The sequence below is a fragment of the Nitrosovibrio sp. Nv4 genome (assembly GCF_900215485.1).
Lineage (GTDB): Bacteria > Pseudomonadota > Gammaproteobacteria > Burkholderiales > Nitrosomonadaceae > Nitrosospira.
The window spans coordinates 932,955-950,295 of record NZ_OCMZ01000002.1; the positions used below are offsets into that span (position 1 = coordinate 932,955).

A 17,341-nucleotide genomic window follows, 5' to 3' on the forward strand; every position below is an offset into this window, starting at 1 on the left:
ATCCAACAATAGTTAATTTCACACATCGTCCACATAATTTAATATGTCGACGACATTGATTGGAACATCAACCCGTTGCCTGCAGCCTGCAGCCGTACCACGAGTTCGCTACGGGAGCGGACACCCAGCTTACGAAAAATGGATTGCACCTGGTTAGCGACCGTATGTTCGCTCGTTCCCCTTCGGTTTGCGATATCGGCATTAGTGGATCCGGCAATCATGAGCGCGGCCACTTCGCGCTCGGTCTCGGACAGGTTGGCGATATGACGGGTATTGACCAGGGGATAGTTACCTATGAGCAGTTGTTCTCCAGCAACCGAGGTCTCGGCCAGCTTGCGCCTCAGTCCGCTCGGCGCGAAGAATGCGACCAGTTCGGCGCGGGAAGCCATGCCCAGCTTATCCTGTGCACGGGCAGTGCAATTGGTGATGGCCGAGTCTGAAAGTCCCAGCGTATACGCTATTTCCTTCGAGGCATACCCCAGCCCCACATACTCGGCGACTTGCCGCTCACGTATCGTCAAGCCACGCGGATCAGGATGAGTTGGATCGTTTTTGACGGCTACGACAAAACGGCGTCCGTCGCTATCGAAACGGTCGAGCATCGACCAGCGCCCGCTAACCAAGCCTTCCCAGTTCCCTAATGCTTCATCCACTTCCGATCGTCCGTCAAGAGTCCGCGACCGCTCAATACGGCGAACAGTTTCACGTAGATTCTCTCTGGCGTCATTGTCCTTAGCAGGTCCGCGAGCATCATGCAGTCTGCCGCCAGAATCGAGTACCGCCTCGACTTCGGGTGAATCGACGGACAGAGCGGCAGCCTTAGTGCGCAACCGGATCGCCGCTCCCACATGCGCGGCGATCCGGGGCCAACGCCGTCTTTCTTCTTCGGTCGCTCTCGACGTTTCCTTAAGCAGCATTCCAACGGATACACCACTCCCTTCGCCCGACTGACAATTGATGACCAGCAGGTCCTGTACCCGGCCTCTGAGCAGTTTCATGAACATCTTGTGCATGTCCGGCAACCGGGGAAACACGAGTTCGCTGGCGGTCGCAATGACAACCCCCGTACGATAAGTCAAATCTAGCGATTTTTCCGTCGACAGTGCATGTGACATGCGTGCAGCATAAACTAATGCCTTGGAAGTTCCCTCGGAAAAACTGCCAAGGGAGAAAGAAGTAGGAGTGCAGTTGAATGTCCAGCCAACGGGCTCATTGCCACGGCCGAGGAGAGGTGAAGCTCGATCAAGAACCCGTTTTAGCCAGGTGGAATCGGACCCTTCCAGATTGTAGCTCGCTTCGATAAGTGAAACCCAGTCGGCGCCTTTCGAGCTCATGAATATATTGCCCTCGAGCTTTTATTTTTTCGTATTCTTCGCTCGGTGTGATCCACGAAAATTAACATTCGTCAGGCCTGGTTTATAGGTCTTACAATTCTTGGGTGGAAGCGCGTAGATTAAAATTAGCTGATACTGATCAGAAATCAAGAGCAATTTTTGTGACTGTTGCATTCTGTGTAATTAAATCCGACTCAAAAGTATTTCGTTGCGGTTCCAGTACCAGGGACGTACGCTATTTTCACTCAACTAAAAACGCGTTAAAACCGGGGACTTGTTCTAATCCTAGATTCTTTGACCGGCCGTGTTACTGCAGAGTAACATTGCACGCGCGCCGGCTTGGTAGCCTAGGTTCAAGGTAAAGTGTCCGTCGCTGGAGTGTTTAATGGTACAAGAGGAAAGATAGAAGATTTTTTTCAGTGCGATCGATGACGTCGGGTTGTCTCCACCCGGCGTGGAACGACCTGACCGTGTGAAGGGAGTAGGTGGTGGGTACCGACGGGATGACGAAGTTCGACAGAGCTTAGACGGGCAAGAGGTGGTTACGGGTATTTTGGGGCAACGGGATTCGAGTTGGCGGGTGGACGTCTCTATCTAGAGACGCATCACGTCATTGCTCTCGGAAAAGAGTGCCCGATAAGGTAGAGAACGTAATTGGGCTTTGCGCCCACCACAATAGAGAAGCTACTACGGACGCGACGCTGACAATCTGGAGGCGAGTTCTATGCAAAAATTGCTGCGCTAATTTCTTAGCCCCCGAGGGACGCTGCTATCCGTTTTGGGGATTGATGCACCGCCTCGTCACCGTCTGGTTATTTCGACACCGCAACCTCGAACAACAGATAAAACAATGGCTACGCGCTTTTTCGCCAACGTCACGGACCCTGTGCGATGAAGTCGCGTACCATCGGGCTTCTACCTAAGCCAAACTGCTGAATAACTATGGTCCACCATTCCAATTTGATTTTTACGGTCTAGTGGACGCGTTATTCAGGCGCGACATTTGCAGAATATTGGCGAAGTCTCCTGGATATTGATACCGGCTAGAGAACGCGAATGACAGACGACTACGAATACTTCCGAAACAAGCGCGATGACCGAGTGTACCTCAGCCGGTCGTTAAGCCAGAAGTCATACCGAAAGACAACAGATGGCGAAGTTGAGGAGTTTGAACGTCCATTTCGTATCGTATCTAAAATCATCGGCTGTGCTGAATCACACCAGTTCTTTCGCGACGGAAAGCAAGTGTCACTTCGCATTACGGAGGGTCAGAGGCAGGAGATCAAAGCGACGTTCTACGAAGACACGCGCGATGTCGCAACTCTACAGATTCAAAAGTATACGGTCGAGGGGGGTTCACCTCATAAATGCTACTTCACCTTCATAGGTGACGAAATCTCATCACTCTACAATTTCCTCAGGAACATTGAATTTTTGCCTATCAAGGACGAACACAGCACGAAGCTTGACGACAAATTTGTCGAGAGCCTAGTCCTTACAAAGGAACAAGCGCTGCGTCTTCTGAGCCAACAACCTCAACTTTTTGAAGAATTGACCCGCCATCAGATAACTGCCCGGGATGTTGCCGTCCTTGGTCACCGCCGCAAACAGGTTGCGGAGTTCGAGTCTTTGCTCTTCGACGACTCCCACTTCTTAAAACGCAAGCCTGAGCTAGGGCAAGGAAAGAGAAACGAAGACGTCTGGCAACGGTTCTTTGAACAGAACACCTGGATATTCGGCTACGGACTGAACTATTTCCTAAACTCCCCACTGGACAACGAGAAGCTCGAACAGGTAGTCAAGGGCCACGATCTAACCGGCTCTGGCAAGCGTGTCGATGCCTTACTCAAGACACAAGGACTCATTGGCGCCTTATCCTTTGGCGAGATCAAGACGCACGCAACTCATCTTTTAAAGCAGATCTCGTCGCCATACAGAAAAGAGTGCTGGCAGATATCTGACGAACTCGCAGGTGGCATCGGGCAGGTACAACGGTCGGTACAGGTCTCGTTAGCCAATATCCGATCAAGGACAGAGATCACAGACTCAAGCGGAGCACCAACAGGCGAACAGCTCTTCCTTTATCAGCCGAAGTGCTTCATCGTCGTGGGCTCGCTATCTGAATTTCAAACAGAGCATGGCATCAACGAAGAGAAATACTCGTCCTTTGAACTCTTTAGACGCAACACAATGTCGCCTGAGATCATCACGTTCGACGAGCTCTTTGAACGAGCAAGATTTATTGTGGAGTCAATCCCTAAGGAGACGGAGAACTACGAGCCTATTGGGCGAGCGGAGAGCCGTGGCAAACAGAGTATATAAATCGATTTCGGCTCTAAACGCGCACTGCCCCTCCTACCCCCCCTCTGCCAATTTCGCGCACCCGATTTTTTCACTAAGCAATCGGGTTCCACCTCAAAAGTCATTGAGTTTTGACCCGCGCACCCCCATCACAGGAGCTGTGGTCATCATTCTTCCAGCGTAGGTTTATATGTATACGGCGAGAAAAGGTAAATAAGGCAAGAAAGGCATGGCTACTGGGTTTCAGCCATATTGCTAAGGGTGAGAAAAGGTAAATTAAGCAGGGGATGAGGAAAAACCTCCATCTGTTGTGATCCTGCCTCTCATCCTTTTCTCACCCTTTTCCACCCCTTAAATCGTGCTGCAGACCGCATGGATAAGCTTTTCTACCTTATCTTACTTATTTCCCATAGACGAAATAGGTACGGGCCGGCCGCCCAGCGGTTTCCCGCTTGCGCTCTTCGATCAGTGGCGGAGCCAGATCGAGCAATACCTTCAACGCGTTCGTCACCTTTTTCGTAGACTTGTTGTTCCAGCGTTGCTGCAACTCGCTGAGCGTGATACCGGGTTCGACCTTGATGATCTCGAATACCTTGGCAGCTTCGGGGTCGAGTGCACCATCATCATCTCCACAATTGAAGATGTAGCTTACGCTTGAGCTCCAGTATTCCACCCAGGCAAAAGCGGCACGGAGATCTTTTGGCTCAATAATGAGCCGCCCGTCCATTGCAGCAAAGGCCATCGCAAGCATCCGCGCATACATTTCCGATCTCGCAAGCAGGCTTCCTGCCTTGCCCTCGCGGTCGCGTGTGATGGCCGGGTAGTGTTCGACCCACAAGTCACGGGCAGGATCGCTGAAGGTACTCTCATACATATTATCAGCCCACAATTTGCCTTCGGTGACAGCCATGATTGCATCCGCTACCTGCTGCGCCAGCTCCTCAATCCTCGCCTCCGGAGTAGGACGAGGCAAAGCGACGAGCTTGGGCCGGGAAACATAGAGCATGAGGAAACGATTCAACAGCCCGTTTGCGACATCGTTTGCAGTCGCTTTTTCGCGCAGTTCATGCCCGGTGATGTGACCAAGTATGCACACGTGAGGCCGGGTTGCCCGTGTGGGGCTGGTTTTGGTGAGCGGCTCAAGGTCGCGGCCATCAAAGAGATTGCGGATAGCGGCCGACAAGGTGTTGCTGTCGCGCCGCAACTGCGAAAGAACATTGTCAAATTCACTCTCGATGGCCAGCAATCGCTTGTCTGTTACACCCGGGTCGCTACCCCTGTTTTTTTCGTCGGGTTCGACTGGATCGCGAATGGCCCAGGCAATGCCCTCACCTGTGGAGAGGCCGCCAGTATGGCAGCGCAGACCTTCTTTAACACCTCTTCGCTTGCAAAGGATCGCATCAGCTCGCTTGAAGATCTTGCGTACTGTGGATTCTGACGTCCCCTTGCGTGCCTTTCCGCTCTTGCCGACGATAAGCGGAAAGGGCCGGCAGTGGATCACGACATCTCCAATACGCTGATAGATCCCTCGCCCGATCATTGCGCTGAAGTAGGCCAGCTCATTTGCCGCCACTGCGACCGGATGAGCTTCGCTGCTGTCGCATGCAGCCTCGACGATGTCACGCATGAGCGGGGGAAAACCTGCATCGGGCATGTTAGGAGGGGCCAGGGGACCAGAGTCCTCGGTGGCAGACGCGTCCTCCTGTTTGGCAGGGTTCAGGTTGTTTCCCTTGACTTGCATTACCATATCTTTTTCCTCCATTGGCATTCCTGTCTCCGATGTCACAGATTTGGCTGCCGCTTCCGCAGCAGTGCCGGACTGGAGATCAGGTTGTTGTTCATCTATAACGATTGCGTTGTTAAATGGTTCGAGCGTCGGATCTGCCTCCAGATGTTGGAGGAGCTCGACATGTGAATCAGCCCGTCCGACATCGACTTTTCCGGCTGTAGAGATGGCCTTGCTTACTGCCTCCTTTCCCGCCAGCACATGCAGATCATTGAAGTCGGTCGGCCTGCCGCTCATATCACACCCTGAGAAGTCCGGCACAGCTAGCAATGCATCGACTGCTATGGCAGCCTCCGTTGCCTTGGTCAGGCCGGGGTTGCCTTCCGTCCACTGGTCATTGTCGGCACAGAGGATGAGGGTGGCTCGCTTGTACCGTTGACGCATGGCTTGGGCCACGTGCATGAGGTTGCCCGCATTGAAAGCCACTGCTACCGCATGGCCCGTAGCCTCACATATGCTGCAACCAGTGGCGTACCCTTCGGCGATACAGATGACCTCTCCAGGCGTACCCAGAACGCAGCAGCCGCCTTTGATTTCGCCGTTGGTGAGGAACCGTTTGGTCCCATCCTCTTCGATGAATTGAAGGCTTGTAAGCTTGTCCTCGACGTATACGGGAAGGCGCAGCTGGCTTCCCGATTGCCTGATCGCGCCGCACGGATTGATGCATTTCCTGACCAGGTACGGGTGATCGGCTTTGGCACTATTTGTACCTGCGTAGATTTCGGCCGCCTTGACTGCCGCAGCTGCATGCAGTCGGCAGCGCTCTTCCTTTAGCTCCTCACGGACCTTCTTTAATGCAAGCTCGTGAGCGGTTCGCTCTGCCGGCAGAAGCGTTTTTACATCTCTGGCGCTCCAGATGAGTTGCGTCCCGGATTTAAAGTCACCGACGACCGCTCCTTCACTCTCGGGAAAGAGTTTGACGTAACCGCTCATATTGCCGTTCGCCTCCTTGCCGACGGGAAAGCGGAGGAATCCGCTTCCACTTGATTTCAGCGGGTTCGGCCGATATCCGTGCTGGTGCATGAACTCGATCAGGGCAGGGGGTAAGAATGGGCTCATTGCGATACCTCGCCGTTTATGAATTTCTCCACAGCGGCGAGGACTGCGTCCTCCTTTTTCCCGCCTTGTTTCAGTTGTTCTGCGCACCCTCGACATAGCGGATAGATGAAGATGACAGGTATAAACAGCTCAGCCGAAGTAGTTCTTAAATGCCCAGCTATCCGGCGCGAGGCGTTGAATGGTTTAAAACATGATGCGCAAATGTGAGACTTTTTGCCTATTGAAGGCAGTTCGCGCTTTGCCCCCAGCAGGTCCAGGAGCGTTGTGCCTTCCGGCACTTGGATAAAGTTATGCACGGCAAATCCTCCTGTCGGCTGGGATTTCTGTGAACAGGCTAAAAACAGGGTAAATCTGGATTCCAAATCGTCTCGCAACTGGAGGCGTGAAGCGCAGCAGATGGGGTACGTATAAAGATGTTCTCATTTCATCCCCCTTGTTGCAGCAGCGAGAGGGCGATTGGAAATCCAGCTATGCACGTCTTTACTGCGCCAGCCACTTGCTGACGCAGCTAGTTTGATCCTGGCTGGAAATAAGCCGAGAGCTTCGAGTCTGTAAATGGAAGAACGCGACAGGCCGGTGAGTTGGATCACTCTGCCCATCCGGTAAACTGCATCGTAGGCCGGGGGAACGAGGATGTTTGTTACTTCCATTCCTTTGTTCAAAGTGTTCTGAGGACTGCCAGTATCAAAATCGCTGGGCTCCCGCGCAGAGGAAGCCTTCTTTGTTAGCGACCGTTGTACGGGAACACCGATAGCGGGACATAATTCTTTCAGTTGGTCTTTCACAATGCCTCCTATAGATTACCAAGCAAGCTCAAGGTGTCGCTTGGGAATAGAGGCAGTTTCCGTCGCTCGCATTGAGATTTCAAAAATGGCGTAAAGCGGCGGGTTTTGGCGGAAACGTGGCGGAAATTTGCTTAGAAAATAAGCAGAGGGGGCGACAAATGGCGAAAACATCGGGTGAATTAAATACGGCTGCCGCTCGGCCCTGATCATCCGATGTGGCCTTGAGCCTTAAAAATATGGCAGCACTGTATAGAAAAAGTGGCAGGGAAGAAGAGCTTCCGCCTGTACGAGCGAGCCTGCGATCCATACGCGCAAGCAGTGAGATCACGTGGGGTGCTATGCCGTTAGACTGAGGGTGAGCTTTTCTTGAGCATCGGCATTGCAGAAGATGGTGGTCCGTTCTGTATCAATAACGGTGACGTCAATCTAACATTACTTGTCAGTTGAAATCTCGACTACTACAAATTATTCCTCGGTCAATATTGTTGTTGTCACAGCAATACATTCCCGTCCGGAGGTCTTCAATCAACCTCTCCAGTAAAGAGCGCTTTCATGCCCTTACTGCGCCGTGGAAGGTTATTTGCTAATTTCCGATCGATTTGGCTCTGTGTGCAATCCGCGTTGTGTTTGATCAGCCATTCCCCCACATGAAAAGGGTTATAGCAAATCGCCGTCGGACCTAGTTGCCTAGCGTAGATTAGTCCATTTCGAGCGGCTCTTTCGAAATATGCCCTCCATGTTTCTTTGTCGATCATATTAAACAACGCTGCTATTCCTGCTCTCGATAACGGATCAAACAGCTCAGCAAGGCGTGACTCAACGGGGTCCGCTGCGGGAGCCGTAACTGGAACATGGTTTGATCCGCCCAAAGCGATAGAACCTGGTTCGTAGCCCTCAATTACGATAAGTGACGTAAGGGAGCGTCCTTTATTTTTTGGAAGCTGCGCTGCATATAGCGTCAAATATTCCCGTAGCTGATATTCAAAAAAAAGGGCGTTATTAGTCAATTTTCTAAATTCAGCTTCTTCACCTGCCCTTTCCTCTGGCAGGCTTTGTCTTGAGGCTCTCGACTCATTTCTTTCAGCTAATGCATCAGCGGTCACGCGGTACAAACCGACCATCAGCAATACTTGGCAAGCTAATGCTTGACGGTGAGTCATTGAAGACTTTTTCTTGGCAAGCATTCTTCCCAGCATCCAATCTGCCCGACCTTGGCCTATCTTGCCAACGGCCCACTCGTAGTAATCCGGCGCCAACTCACCCAAGTCGTGCAATACTTGGGCGCGGATTAACATCAAATCCCCCTCGTCCATTATTTTCCCTGTATAAATGGCGGTATAGAAAATCGGTGGGCGTTTTACCGTCCAATTCGTATCTTTGTTGAACTTACCTACTAGAGATCCTAGGGATCAGCGGTTGATTAAATAAATGTTCCAGTTCAAGGCGTAATTCGTTGTAGGTGCAGAGGGTTAATACTTAATTAAACGTATGAATTCTGCTCCAAGGTCGTTTACGTGATAGATGTTTTCAGCAAGGCCTTCGGAGCGTACAAGTCCAGCGTTATAAAGTATTTGAGTGGTATCGTTGTCCAGGAACGCGCTAAAAGGTTCGCGCAACTTAGGATCGTACGACTGTATTTTTTGGTAGTGGAATTCTAGGTTCTTCAGGTCTCCGATGAATGTCCGGTCGATAACCGCGGCGAGCCGCAAAAAAGCCTCGTATCCAATCTCTTTCCTCAGGTAACCGGAAAACACCTTACCAAGTAGATGAGGTTTGTCCATATTATCGTGTCGGTCCAATAGGAGAATTAAATTTTCACCGACTTTTCGCAAAAATGATGGGTCTGATGCAAGCTGCTGAGTAAATTCCTCCCTATCCGCTTTCGCTAATAGCCGCACTGGCTTGAAGAAACTTCGCGACTTTATTGAGAAAAATACGTTCTTTTACAGTTGATGCCGCACCCCACAATTTTATCCCCCAACCAACCACCGGTATTTCCTTGAGGACACCCTCATCTAAAGAGGAATCAAGAACGAGTTCAGTAATATCACTCGCAATATCCAGTACGTTCGGAGAAAGAATTGATTTCACGAGCGATGTCCCTATATTTTCCGGTCGGGGCCGGCGAGCATCCTCGTCGTTGTCCTGCAACTTAACCTCCTCTAGGCTAATAGGTGTTATTGTTAATTAGTCGAGCTTGAAAGAGTACCTGCAGACTGAAAAGCCGTCATTCCATGATATTGACATGCCGCCTCTCGGCGGATCAAGACACTTCCGTTTTCCGATAGCAGATGGTCAACATTGGCCTCTAGCGGCAATAGCGCCTAGTTGCGGCATGACCGGGCATGGAAGGGAGCAGTCGCTCCAGATAGTGTAACCTCTGGTATTTACAGCTTATGAAAAGCGGATGCAAGGTCGCTGAGTGCAGTCAACGATGACACATTAAGTGCCCTGCCATAATGGATCTCATCCTTCCCTCGGTTCATTTTCTTGGGGAAGCGCGACATATTGCTGCCGTGCTGAAATTCTTTAGGAGAGTTTGCTGTTACGCCGGTAAGTGCAATAAGGCCTGCTATTTCCTCATGTGGATGGACCACAAGTCTGATGTACTCGGGAAGTCCAATCTCTGTTCGAAAGTAAAACACTTTTCCGTTATGAGATGAGCGGTACTCCACAACCTTTTTCGTTTCGTGTGAGCGTACAAACCCGCTTCGTTCGATCAGATTCTCAACTTCAGACCTGTCAATGGACAAGCTGATTCTCCTGTAGGGATTAGTAGCGTAAGTAGTGGGAAATGACGCTAAACACGAGCTTGAGGAGTGCAGAGCAGAGAAACCTTGCGCCAGAAACAGAGGCATTAATCAAGATTAATGCTTGGTATGTTCTTTGAGGGCCATGACTTTACCGGGGAACCCTGCTATTGAAATGGGGGCTAGAGAGTAGGTAACATAAGTTATACAATTAAATCTTATTTAATATCAGAGTATTACAGCATTCACTGGCGGAGAGAGAGGGATTCGAACCCTCGATAAGCTTTTTGAGCCTATACTCCCTTAGCAGGGGAGCGCCTTCGACCACTCGGCCATCTCTCCGCAAAACCACACTAGGATAGCGGTTTACAACTCTTCGGTCAAACGATGGATTGCGAGCAATATATGGTATGTCCGGCTGAACACCTGTCACCGTGATTCAGGATGCCTGGTCCAGTTCGAACACCTTATGCAACACCCGCACGGCAAGTTCCATGTATTTCTCGTCCACTACCACAGAGATCTTTATTTCGGAGGTGGAAATCATTTGAATATTGATGCCTTCTTCCGCCAGAGCGCGAAACATCTTGCTGGCAATGCCGACATGCGATCGCATTCCGACACCCACTGCCGATACCTTCGCTATTCTCTCCCCGCCAATGACACCCCGTGCGCCAATGTGGGCCTGCACCTGATTTTCCAGAATATCCATGGTCCTGGCGAATTCACTGCGATTTATGGTAAACGAGAAGTCAGTCAAACCATCATGGCCGACGTTCTGAATGATCATGTCCACATCAATATTGGCATCAGCCACCGGGCCGAGAATCTGATAAGCAATACCAGGGCGGTCCGGCACGCCCAGCACGGTAATCTTGGCCTCGTCGCGATTGAATGCGATGCCTGAAATAATCGCTCGCTCCATGTTCTCTTCTTCCTCGAAAGTAATCAGGGTGCCCTCGCCTTCTTCTTCGAAACTGGACAACACCCGCAATTTGACCTTGTACTTTCCCGCGAATTCGACCGAACGAATTTGCAGCACCTTCGAACCCAGGCTCGCCATTTCAAGCATTTCCTCGAAGGTAACGGTCTTGAGTCTGCGAGCTTCGGGCACGATACGCGGGTCGGTTGTATAAACGCCATCCACGTCGGTATAAATCTGGCACTCATCGGCTTTAAGCGCTGCCGCTAGCGCAACAGCTGTGGTATCAGACCCACCGCGGCCAAGAGTCGTGATGCTGCCGGTTTCGTCCATTCCCTGGAAACCGGCGACCGCCACTACATATCCCGCGTTGAGATCGGCACGTATTTTATCCTCGTCGATTCTGAGGATGCGCGCTTTGGTGTAGGCGTTGTCGGTCAGTATCCGCACCTGGGCTCCGGTATAGCTCTTCGCTTTGATGCCCAGATCCATCAGTGCCATCGACAGCAGCGCAACGGAAACCTGCTCACCGGTTGAAACCATAACATCGAGTTCACGCGGTTCCGGATGAGCCTGGAATTCCCTCGCCAAGGCAATGAGGCGATTGGTTTCTCCGCTCATAGCCGAAACCACCACTACGACCTGATGGCCATGCGATTGAAATTTTGCTATGCGGCGGGCGACATTTTTAATGCGCTCGGTGCTGCCTACCGATGTACCACCGTATTTTTGAACAATAAGTGTCACGATTACCGACGCTTTCCATGTTGATAACAACGAACCTGTCCGGCAAAACAGGTTATATGCCGGATCAATTTAGTACGGTGAGCGGCTAAAATTTAGTACAGTAAGCAGCTAAAATTAATAATTGCCTGAGGAAATATGAATTCCACATCCGGATTTTACCTCATAACCGAAAAGAAAATCGGGGAACCGCCGAACAAAATCCCATAGAACGTGTATTGCCGCTATATCCGGAACCTTATCCAGAGATTCCCGGATATGCAATATGATAAGCACCGGAGCTGGGATAATTCTGGCAGAAACCGGAAAGCAAGGCGCTAATACTTGCATAGAATAAAAAAACAAATTAAATTTATGTATGTGCAATAATCCTATAACATAACCCTAACTAATAACCTATTGAGAGCTGATCATGAAACTCTTCGAAGAAATATCCAATCCTCGTGAAATTCGCCGCAAATTGGGTCTTAATCAGCATGACTTCTGGAGCAAGGTCGGCGTCACTCAAAGCGGTGGTTCCCGCTATGAGAGCGGACGAAATATGCCAAGGCCGGTAAGGGAGCTTGTACGACTCGTGCATATTGAGCACATCGATCTCACAAAAATCAGAAAAGACGATCTGGCTGTAGCCGCGTTGCTGAAAAGTCAGGATCCTGACCGGTACAAGAGCCTGAAGAAAGCTGCCAAAGCGAAGTAACTGGCAAAAATTCGCTGCGATCCCACGCGTCGCTATCGTCTTCGTTGAGTATCAACTGGAGAATCGAGCAGGCAAGAAAAATTGCAAGTCACGGATTAAGCCTGACAGCGAGTCCGAGGGCCTCGATTTTCGCTGAAAACGCCTCCATCCACTCCCCACTGATTTTTGTGAGCCTTGATGCTTCCGGCTGCATGGACGGACGCGCAAGGCCATATAGCAGCACACCTTGGAGTGGCGCTCCCTCCTGCAAAAACTCTTCTATAAATGTCAAATATGCGTCTGACTCCGTCCTGGTCGGCGGCGCATTATCTTTTTGAAACACACATGTTTGCAGCCAGGTAGGACATAGGGACGCAGCTAGTTGAAGATTATTACGCATTTTCTTCAAGCTCATCCGGGTGTTGTTGATGTGCTGCCTGCCTTCGCGGGTGACGCTATCCAGCTTGAACCAGACCTCGCCGTTAAGCGCCGCCATGCGGCGCAATCCCTCCTGCACGCCGGGCCTGTCTATCAGGCTGCCATTCGTGATCAACACCAGTTTAAGTTCCTCAGGCAGCTCGTAATCGGCTTTGATGCGCGCGATCAACTCCACCACCTGTTCGAATTCGCGGGCGCTGGTAGGCTCGCCGTTACCCGAAAACGCAATGTCATTAATGCGCCGTACTTCCGGCGGCACGTGCGTCTGCATGAAGCTGCCGTACAGAATTTCATGCAGAAACGTACCTAATTCCGTTTCGAGCTTGGCAAGATCAATCGCCGGCGCCGTGCCGCGCTTGAGTTCCGGAACCTGGCAATAGATACAACGCCAATTGCAGGCATTGTTGGGATTAAGATTGATGCCTATCGAGACGCCGCCGGCGCGGCGCGACACGACGGGATAGATATAGGTCATTCCCGCAATGTCACGGCTGTGGTCGGTGATATGCAATAGTTTAGAAGTTCGCTGCAATGTTACAATTCCCATAATGTTAATCACACGCAGGCTGGAATTCGATGCCGGCCATCGCATACCTTCCCATAATAGCAAATGCCGTCACTTGCACGGGCATCGCTACGCTATTGAAATTACCCTGTCGGGGAATATTATCAATAAGGCCGGCGTCTCCGAGCAAGGAATGGTCATGGATTATTCGGAAGTCAAACGCATTGCCAACACTGCGCTGGTTGATAAATGGGACCATGCATTTCTCGTGTATTCCGAAGACGTAAGGTTGCTGGAATTCCTTCAATCTCTGGAGAACCATAAAACAGTAGTGCTGGATACGCCGCCTACAGCCGAAAATCTCGCTCTCACCGCGTTTCGTATACTCGATGCAGCTTATGAGGATATCTATGGGAACCACCTCAGACTGGAGCAGGTACGATTGTTTGAAACACCTAATTGCTGGGCGGATGCAGTGCGAGGACAGATTATGTCATCAAGGTAAAAGACAATTGTTCGGCCAACGGGTTTTACGGTGCAGCTTTGCTAAGGGCTGACCTGATGCCTGACATTTGCTTTATGCCATCTTTTTGTTAACATGAAAAATGAAAAAAATCCCGCAAGCAAGTCTTTTTAAAAACGAGCCTTTTCCATGCTAAATCAACCTGTCCCCGATTTTGAGCTTCCTTCCACCAATAATAAGACGTTCCGCTTATCCACAGTCTCCGGAAAAAATCTGGTAATTTATTTTTATCCCAAGGACAACACGCCCGGTTGCACTACCGAGGGCCAGGAGTTCCGTGATGCTTACACGGAATTCACCAAACTCGACTGCGATATTGTGGGTATCTCGCGAGACAGCATCAAATCACATGAAAATTTCAAGATGAAGATGGGTTTCCCTTTCGAACTGTTGAGCGATGCTGACGAAACGGCTTGCAAGCTGTTCGACGTCATGAAGATGAAAAACATGTATGGCAAGCAGGTCCGTGGCATCGACCGCAGCACTTTCGTAGTTGATGGGAAAGGAATATTGCGGAGGGAATGGCGAGGAGTCAAGGTCGCCGGCCATGTTCAGGAAGTGCTGGAGTACGTGAAAACCTTGCCCAGAGAAAGTCATGAGTCCTAGAAAACCGACTTCTCCCCGAGCCTCTTCCGTTTCCACAATTACGCATTTAAGAACCAATCCCAAGCTATTCGTACTCGACAGCAATGTGCTGATGCATGACCCCACCAGCCTGTTCCGTTTTCAGGAACACGATGTTTATATTCCCATGGTTATCCTCGAAGAACTCGACAATAACAAGAAAGGAATGTCGGAGGTGGCTCGAAACGCCCGTCAAACCAGTCGTTTTCTGGACGAGATCGTCAGTAGTGCCATAACCGACATTGACGAGGGCATTCCGTTGCAATCGCATGGCACCAAGAGCGCAACCGGCAGATTGTTCCTTCAGACCCAGGCGATCAGCAGTGTTTTGCCCATGCGACTGGCTAGTGGCAGTGCCGATAATCAAATAATCGGCGTGGTGAAGTTCTTGCACGAAACCTATCAGAACCGGACTGTTGCACTGGTTTCCAAAGACATCAACATGCGTATCAAGGCGCGTGCACTGGGACTGGCGGCAGAGGATTATTTCAATGATAAGGTCCTGGAGGACACTGATCTTCTCTTTTCAGGAATACAGGAATTACCGGCAGATTTCTGGGACAAGCACGGCAAGGAAATGGAGTCATGGCAGCAATCCGGTTCTACGTTCTATCGCGTGAACGGACCGCTATGCGCGAACTTCATGATCAACCAGTTTGTTTACCTGGAGCACGACAAGCCGTTCTATGCCCAGGTCAAAGAGCACAGCGGCAGAACCGCGGTTCTGCAAACTCTCAAGGAATATACACACCATAAGAACAACGTCTGGGGAATCACCGCGCGCAACCGTGAGCAGAATTTTGCGCTGAATTTACTGATGAATCCGGACGTGGATTTTGTCACGCTGCTGGGACAGGCCGGTACAGGCAAAACGTTACTTACGCTTGCGGCCGGCCTGATGCAAACGCTCGAGCACAAGGTTTACTCCGAGATCATCATGACGCGTGTTACGGTGCCGGTAGGTGAGGATATCGGATTCCTGCCAGGCACCGAAGAAGAAAAAATGACGCCGTGGATGGGTGCGCTGGAGGATAACCTGGATGTACTCAACAAGACGGACAACAGTGCGGGAGAATGGGGGCGCGCCGCCACGCTTGATCTGATTCGCTCACGCATCAAAATCAAGTCGCTCAATTTTATGCGTGGCCGCACTTTCATCAATAAGTTTCTGATAATCGATGAGGCGCAAAACCTCACGCCCAAGCAGATGAAGACACTCATTACCCGCGCCGGTCCCGCGACCAAGGTAGTGTGTCTGGGCAATATTGCCCAGATAGACACGCCTTATCTGTCCGAGGGAAGCTCAGGATTGACTTATGTGGTGGATCGGTTCAAGGGATGGAACCACAGCGGGCACGTGACCCTTCAACGCGGCGAACGCTCCAGGCTGGCGGATTATGCGGCGGAGGTACTGTAACGGTTTTCATTCCAAGTATTGATGACCCATCAAACGCCCATACACAAGGGACTGATTCAGGCGTTGCCTAATAATGCCCCGATTTGGCGTAGCTCTCAAATCTGGTGTATTCGCCCAGGAAGGTAAGGTCGACTTTCCCAATCGGCCCGTTCCGCTGTTTGCCTATAATGATTTCGGCGATTCCCTTGTCCTGCGTATCGGGATTGTAGACTTCGTCCCGATAGATGAAAAGAATCAGATCGGCATCCTGTTCGATAGCGCCGGATTCGCGCAAATCCGACATCACAGGGCGCTTGTTGGGGCGCTGCTCCAGGCTGCGATTCAATTGCGATAACGCGACGACGGGCACCTGGAGTTCCTTCGCCAGTGCTTTGAGCGAACGTGATATTTCTGAAATTTCGGTCGCCCGATTCTCGCCCTGGCCGGTGGCGGACATGAGTTGCAAATAATCCACTACGATCAATCCCAGTTCGCCGTGCTGACGATGAAGCCGTCGGGCCCGCGCTCTCAATTCCAGCGCATTCAATGCCGCACTTTCGTCAATAAAAAGGGGTGCATCGCTCAGCTTGCCTAGTGCATGGGTCAGCTTGGACCAATCCTCGTCCTGCAAACGGCCGGTACGCACCTTGTGCTGATCCAGGCGTCCCACTGAGCCCAACATCCGCATTGCCAGCTGCGCCCCGCCCATTTCCATGCTGAACACCGCGACCGGCTTTTCCAGCATCAGTGCGACATGTTCCGAGATATTAAGCGCGAAGGCGGTCTTGCCCATGGACGGCCTGCCAGCGACAATGACCAGGTCGCCCGGCTGAAAGCCGGACGTTTTCTGGTCGAGATCGTGAAATCCGGTAGCGATTCCAGTGACATCGCTGGGATTATCCTGATTGTAGAGTGTCTCGATACGCTCCACGACCTGCTTGAGGAGTGGCTGAATATCGACAAAGCCCTGCTTTCCCCGTGCTCCCGCCTCGGCAATCTCAAATACCCTGGCTTCGGCTTCATCCAGCAAATTCGCTGCGGATCGCCCGGCCGGATTATACGCAGAGTCGCAGATTTCCGAACCGATCTGAGCAAGCTTGCGCATCACTGCCCGCTCGCGCACGATTTCTGCATAGCGCCGAATGTTGGCTGCGGACGGAGTGTTTTGAACGATCACCCCAACGTAAGCCAATCCACCTACGTTTTGCAGTTCGGCTGATATTTCGAGCGACTCAGCGACTGTCACCACGTCCGCGGGTTTACTGTGTTCAACCAGCTTGCAGATATGGCGATAAATGAGCCGATGATCCTGCCGGTAGAAATCATCCTCGGTGATGACGTCAGCTATCTTGTCCCAGGCATAATTATCAAGCATCAGCCCGCCTAGTACAGATTGCTCCGCTTCAACCGAGTGCGGCGGCATTTTGTAGGATTCAAGCGCCTGGTCGTTGGTGGCCGCGGTGAGGAATTGAGCCATGGGGGATCCAGTTGATGTTAC

The 17,341-nt window shown here is 51.2% G+C and carries 14 protein-coding genes and 1 tRNA gene; 5 read left to right on the forward strand and 10 right to left on the reverse strand.

Features of this window, described 5'->3' with window-relative positions; all coding sequences use genetic code 11:
- Positions 1–38: 38 nt before the first annotated feature.
- Positions 39–1,334: a LuxR C-terminal-related transcriptional regulator gene (locus tag CRO05_RS12350; RefSeq protein WP_097067442.1), complete on the reverse strand. Its 1,296-nt coding sequence runs from the start codon at positions 1,332–1,334 to the stop codon at positions 39–41.
- 1,056 nt (positions 1,335–2,390) lie between these two features.
- Here CRO05_RS12350 and CRO05_RS12355 point away from each other — a divergent pair.
- Positions 2,391–3,656: a Shedu immune nuclease family protein gene (locus tag CRO05_RS12355; protein WP_097067443.1), complete on the forward strand. Its 1,266-nt coding sequence runs from the start codon at positions 2,391–2,393 to the stop codon at positions 3,654–3,656.
- Between the two features lie 379 nt (positions 3,657–4,035).
- Here the strand turns inward: CRO05_RS12355 and CRO05_RS12360 are convergent, their stop codons facing one another.
- From CRO05_RS12360 to CRO05_RS12395, 7 genes are all read right to left on the reverse strand, one after another.
- Entirely contained in the window at positions 4,036–6,480 is a 2,445-nt protein-coding gene (locus CRO05_RS12360; protein WP_159462739.1) for a toprim domain-containing protein, read from the reverse strand.
- 419 nt (positions 6,481–6,899) lie between these two features.
- A complete protein-coding gene (locus tag CRO05_RS12365) occupies positions 6,900–7,265 on the reverse strand; it encodes an AlpA family transcriptional regulator (RefSeq protein ID WP_097067445.1) in 366 nt (121 codons plus the stop codon).
- Positions 7,266–7,786: 521 nt separating this feature from the next.
- A complete protein-coding gene (locus CRO05_RS12370) occupies positions 7,787–8,578 on the reverse strand; it encodes a hypothetical protein (protein WP_097067446.1) in 792 nt (263 codons plus the stop codon).
- Between the two features lie 559 nt (positions 8,579–9,137).
- The gene (locus CRO05_RS12380; protein ID WP_143860926.1) at positions 9,138–9,356 is read right to left on the reverse strand and encodes a hypothetical protein; all 219 of its coding nucleotides are present in this window, start codon (positions 9,354–9,356) and stop codon (positions 9,138–9,140) included.
- 296 nt (positions 9,357–9,652) lie between these two features.
- Positions 9,653–10,018, reverse strand: coding sequence for a hypothetical protein (locus CRO05_RS12385; protein ID WP_097067449.1), 366 nt, complete (start codon positions 10,016–10,018; stop codon positions 9,653–9,655).
- 246 nt (positions 10,019–10,264) lie between these two features.
- Positions 10,265–10,357 (reverse strand) — tRNA-Ser (locus CRO05_RS12390).
- A 97-nt stretch (positions 10,358–10,454) separates the two neighbouring features.
- Positions 10,455–11,684, reverse strand: a complete 1,230-nt coding sequence (locus CRO05_RS12395) for an aspartate kinase (RefSeq protein WP_097067450.1) — start codon at positions 11,682–11,684, stop codon at positions 10,455–10,457.
- Between the two features lie 409 nt (positions 11,685–12,093).
- On the opposite strand from CRO05_RS12395, the gene CRO05_RS12405 reads away from it, so the two are divergent.
- Complete coding sequence (locus tag CRO05_RS12405) at positions 12,094–12,378, forward strand: DNA-binding transcriptional regulator (RefSeq protein WP_097067452.1); 285 nt, start codon at positions 12,094–12,096, stop codon at positions 12,376–12,378.
- An 88-nt stretch (positions 12,379–12,466) separates the two neighbouring features.
- Here CRO05_RS12405 and CRO05_RS12410 read toward each other — a convergent pair whose 3' ends face one another.
- Positions 12,467–13,342: a radical SAM protein gene (locus CRO05_RS12410; protein ID WP_235001428.1), complete on the reverse strand. Its 876-nt coding sequence runs from the start codon at positions 13,340–13,342 to the stop codon at positions 12,467–12,469.
- Position 13,343: 1 nt separating this feature from the next.
- Here CRO05_RS12410 and queD point away from each other — a divergent pair, with 1 nt between their 5' ends.
- The 3 genes from queD to CRO05_RS12425 all read left to right on the forward strand — a co-directional run bounded on the left by queD (position 13,344) and on the right by CRO05_RS12425 (position 15,864).
- Positions 13,344–13,805 (forward strand): 6-carboxytetrahydropterin synthase QueD, encoded by a 462-nt coding sequence (gene queD, locus CRO05_RS12415; RefSeq protein WP_097067453.1) that lies wholly within the window; start codon positions 13,344–13,346, stop codon positions 13,803–13,805.
- Positions 13,806–13,952: 147 nt separating this feature from the next.
- Positions 13,953–14,429, forward strand: a complete 477-nt coding sequence (locus CRO05_RS12420; RefSeq protein ID WP_097067454.1) for a peroxiredoxin — start codon at positions 13,953–13,955, stop codon at positions 14,427–14,429.
- Positions 14,419–15,864 (forward strand): PhoH family protein, encoded by a 1,446-nt coding sequence (locus CRO05_RS12425; protein ID WP_097067455.1) that lies wholly within the window; start codon positions 14,419–14,421, stop codon positions 15,862–15,864. Before CRO05_RS12420 ends, CRO05_RS12425 begins: the two co-directional genes overlap by 11 nt.
- A 67-nt stretch (positions 15,865–15,931) precedes the next feature.
- On the opposite strand, the gene dnaB is transcribed toward CRO05_RS12425, so the two are convergent.
- Positions 15,932–17,320: a replicative DNA helicase gene (dnaB, locus tag CRO05_RS12430; protein WP_097067456.1), complete on the reverse strand. Its 1,389-nt coding sequence runs from the start codon at positions 17,318–17,320 to the stop codon at positions 15,932–15,934.
- Positions 17,321–17,341 lie beyond the last annotated feature (21 nt).

What these genes read in the sequence shown, in the direction of transcription:
- queD (WP_097067453.1), top strand. Translation starts at nt 13,344, where the DNA reads ATGTTAATCACACGCAGGCTGGAATTCGATGCCGGCCATCGCATACCT.
- CRO05_RS12360 (WP_159462739.1), bottom strand. Translation starts at nt 6,480, where the DNA reads ATGAGCCCATTCTTACCCCCTGCCCTGATCGAGTTCATGCACCAGCAC.
- CRO05_RS12405 (WP_097067452.1), top strand. Translation starts at nt 12,094, where the DNA reads ATGAAACTCTTCGAAGAAATATCCAATCCTCGTGAAATTCGCCGCAAA.
- CRO05_RS12425 (WP_097067455.1), top strand. Translation starts at nt 14,419, where the DNA reads ATGAGTCCTAGAAAACCGACTTCTCCCCGAGCCTCTTCCGTTTCCACA.
- dnaB (WP_097067456.1), bottom strand. Translation starts at nt 17,320, where the DNA reads ATGGCTCAATTCCTCACCGCGGCCACCAACGACCAGGCGCTTGAATCC.
- CRO05_RS12350 (WP_097067442.1), bottom strand. Translation starts at nt 1,334, where the DNA reads ATGAGCTCGAAAGGCGCCGACTGGGTTTCACTTATCGAAGCGAGCTAC.
- CRO05_RS12355 (WP_097067443.1), top strand. Translation starts at nt 2,391, where the DNA reads ATGACAGACGACTACGAATACTTCCGAAACAAGCGCGATGACCGAGTG.
- CRO05_RS12420 (WP_097067454.1), top strand. Translation starts at nt 13,953, where the DNA reads ATGCTAAATCAACCTGTCCCCGATTTTGAGCTTCCTTCCACCAATAAT.
- CRO05_RS12410 (WP_235001428.1), bottom strand. Translation starts at nt 13,342, where the DNA reads ATGGGAATTGTAACATTGCAGCGAACTTCTAAACTATTGCATATCACC.
- CRO05_RS12370 (WP_097067446.1), bottom strand. Translation starts at nt 8,578, where the DNA reads ATGGACGAGGGGGATTTGATGTTAATCCGCGCCCAAGTATTGCACGAC.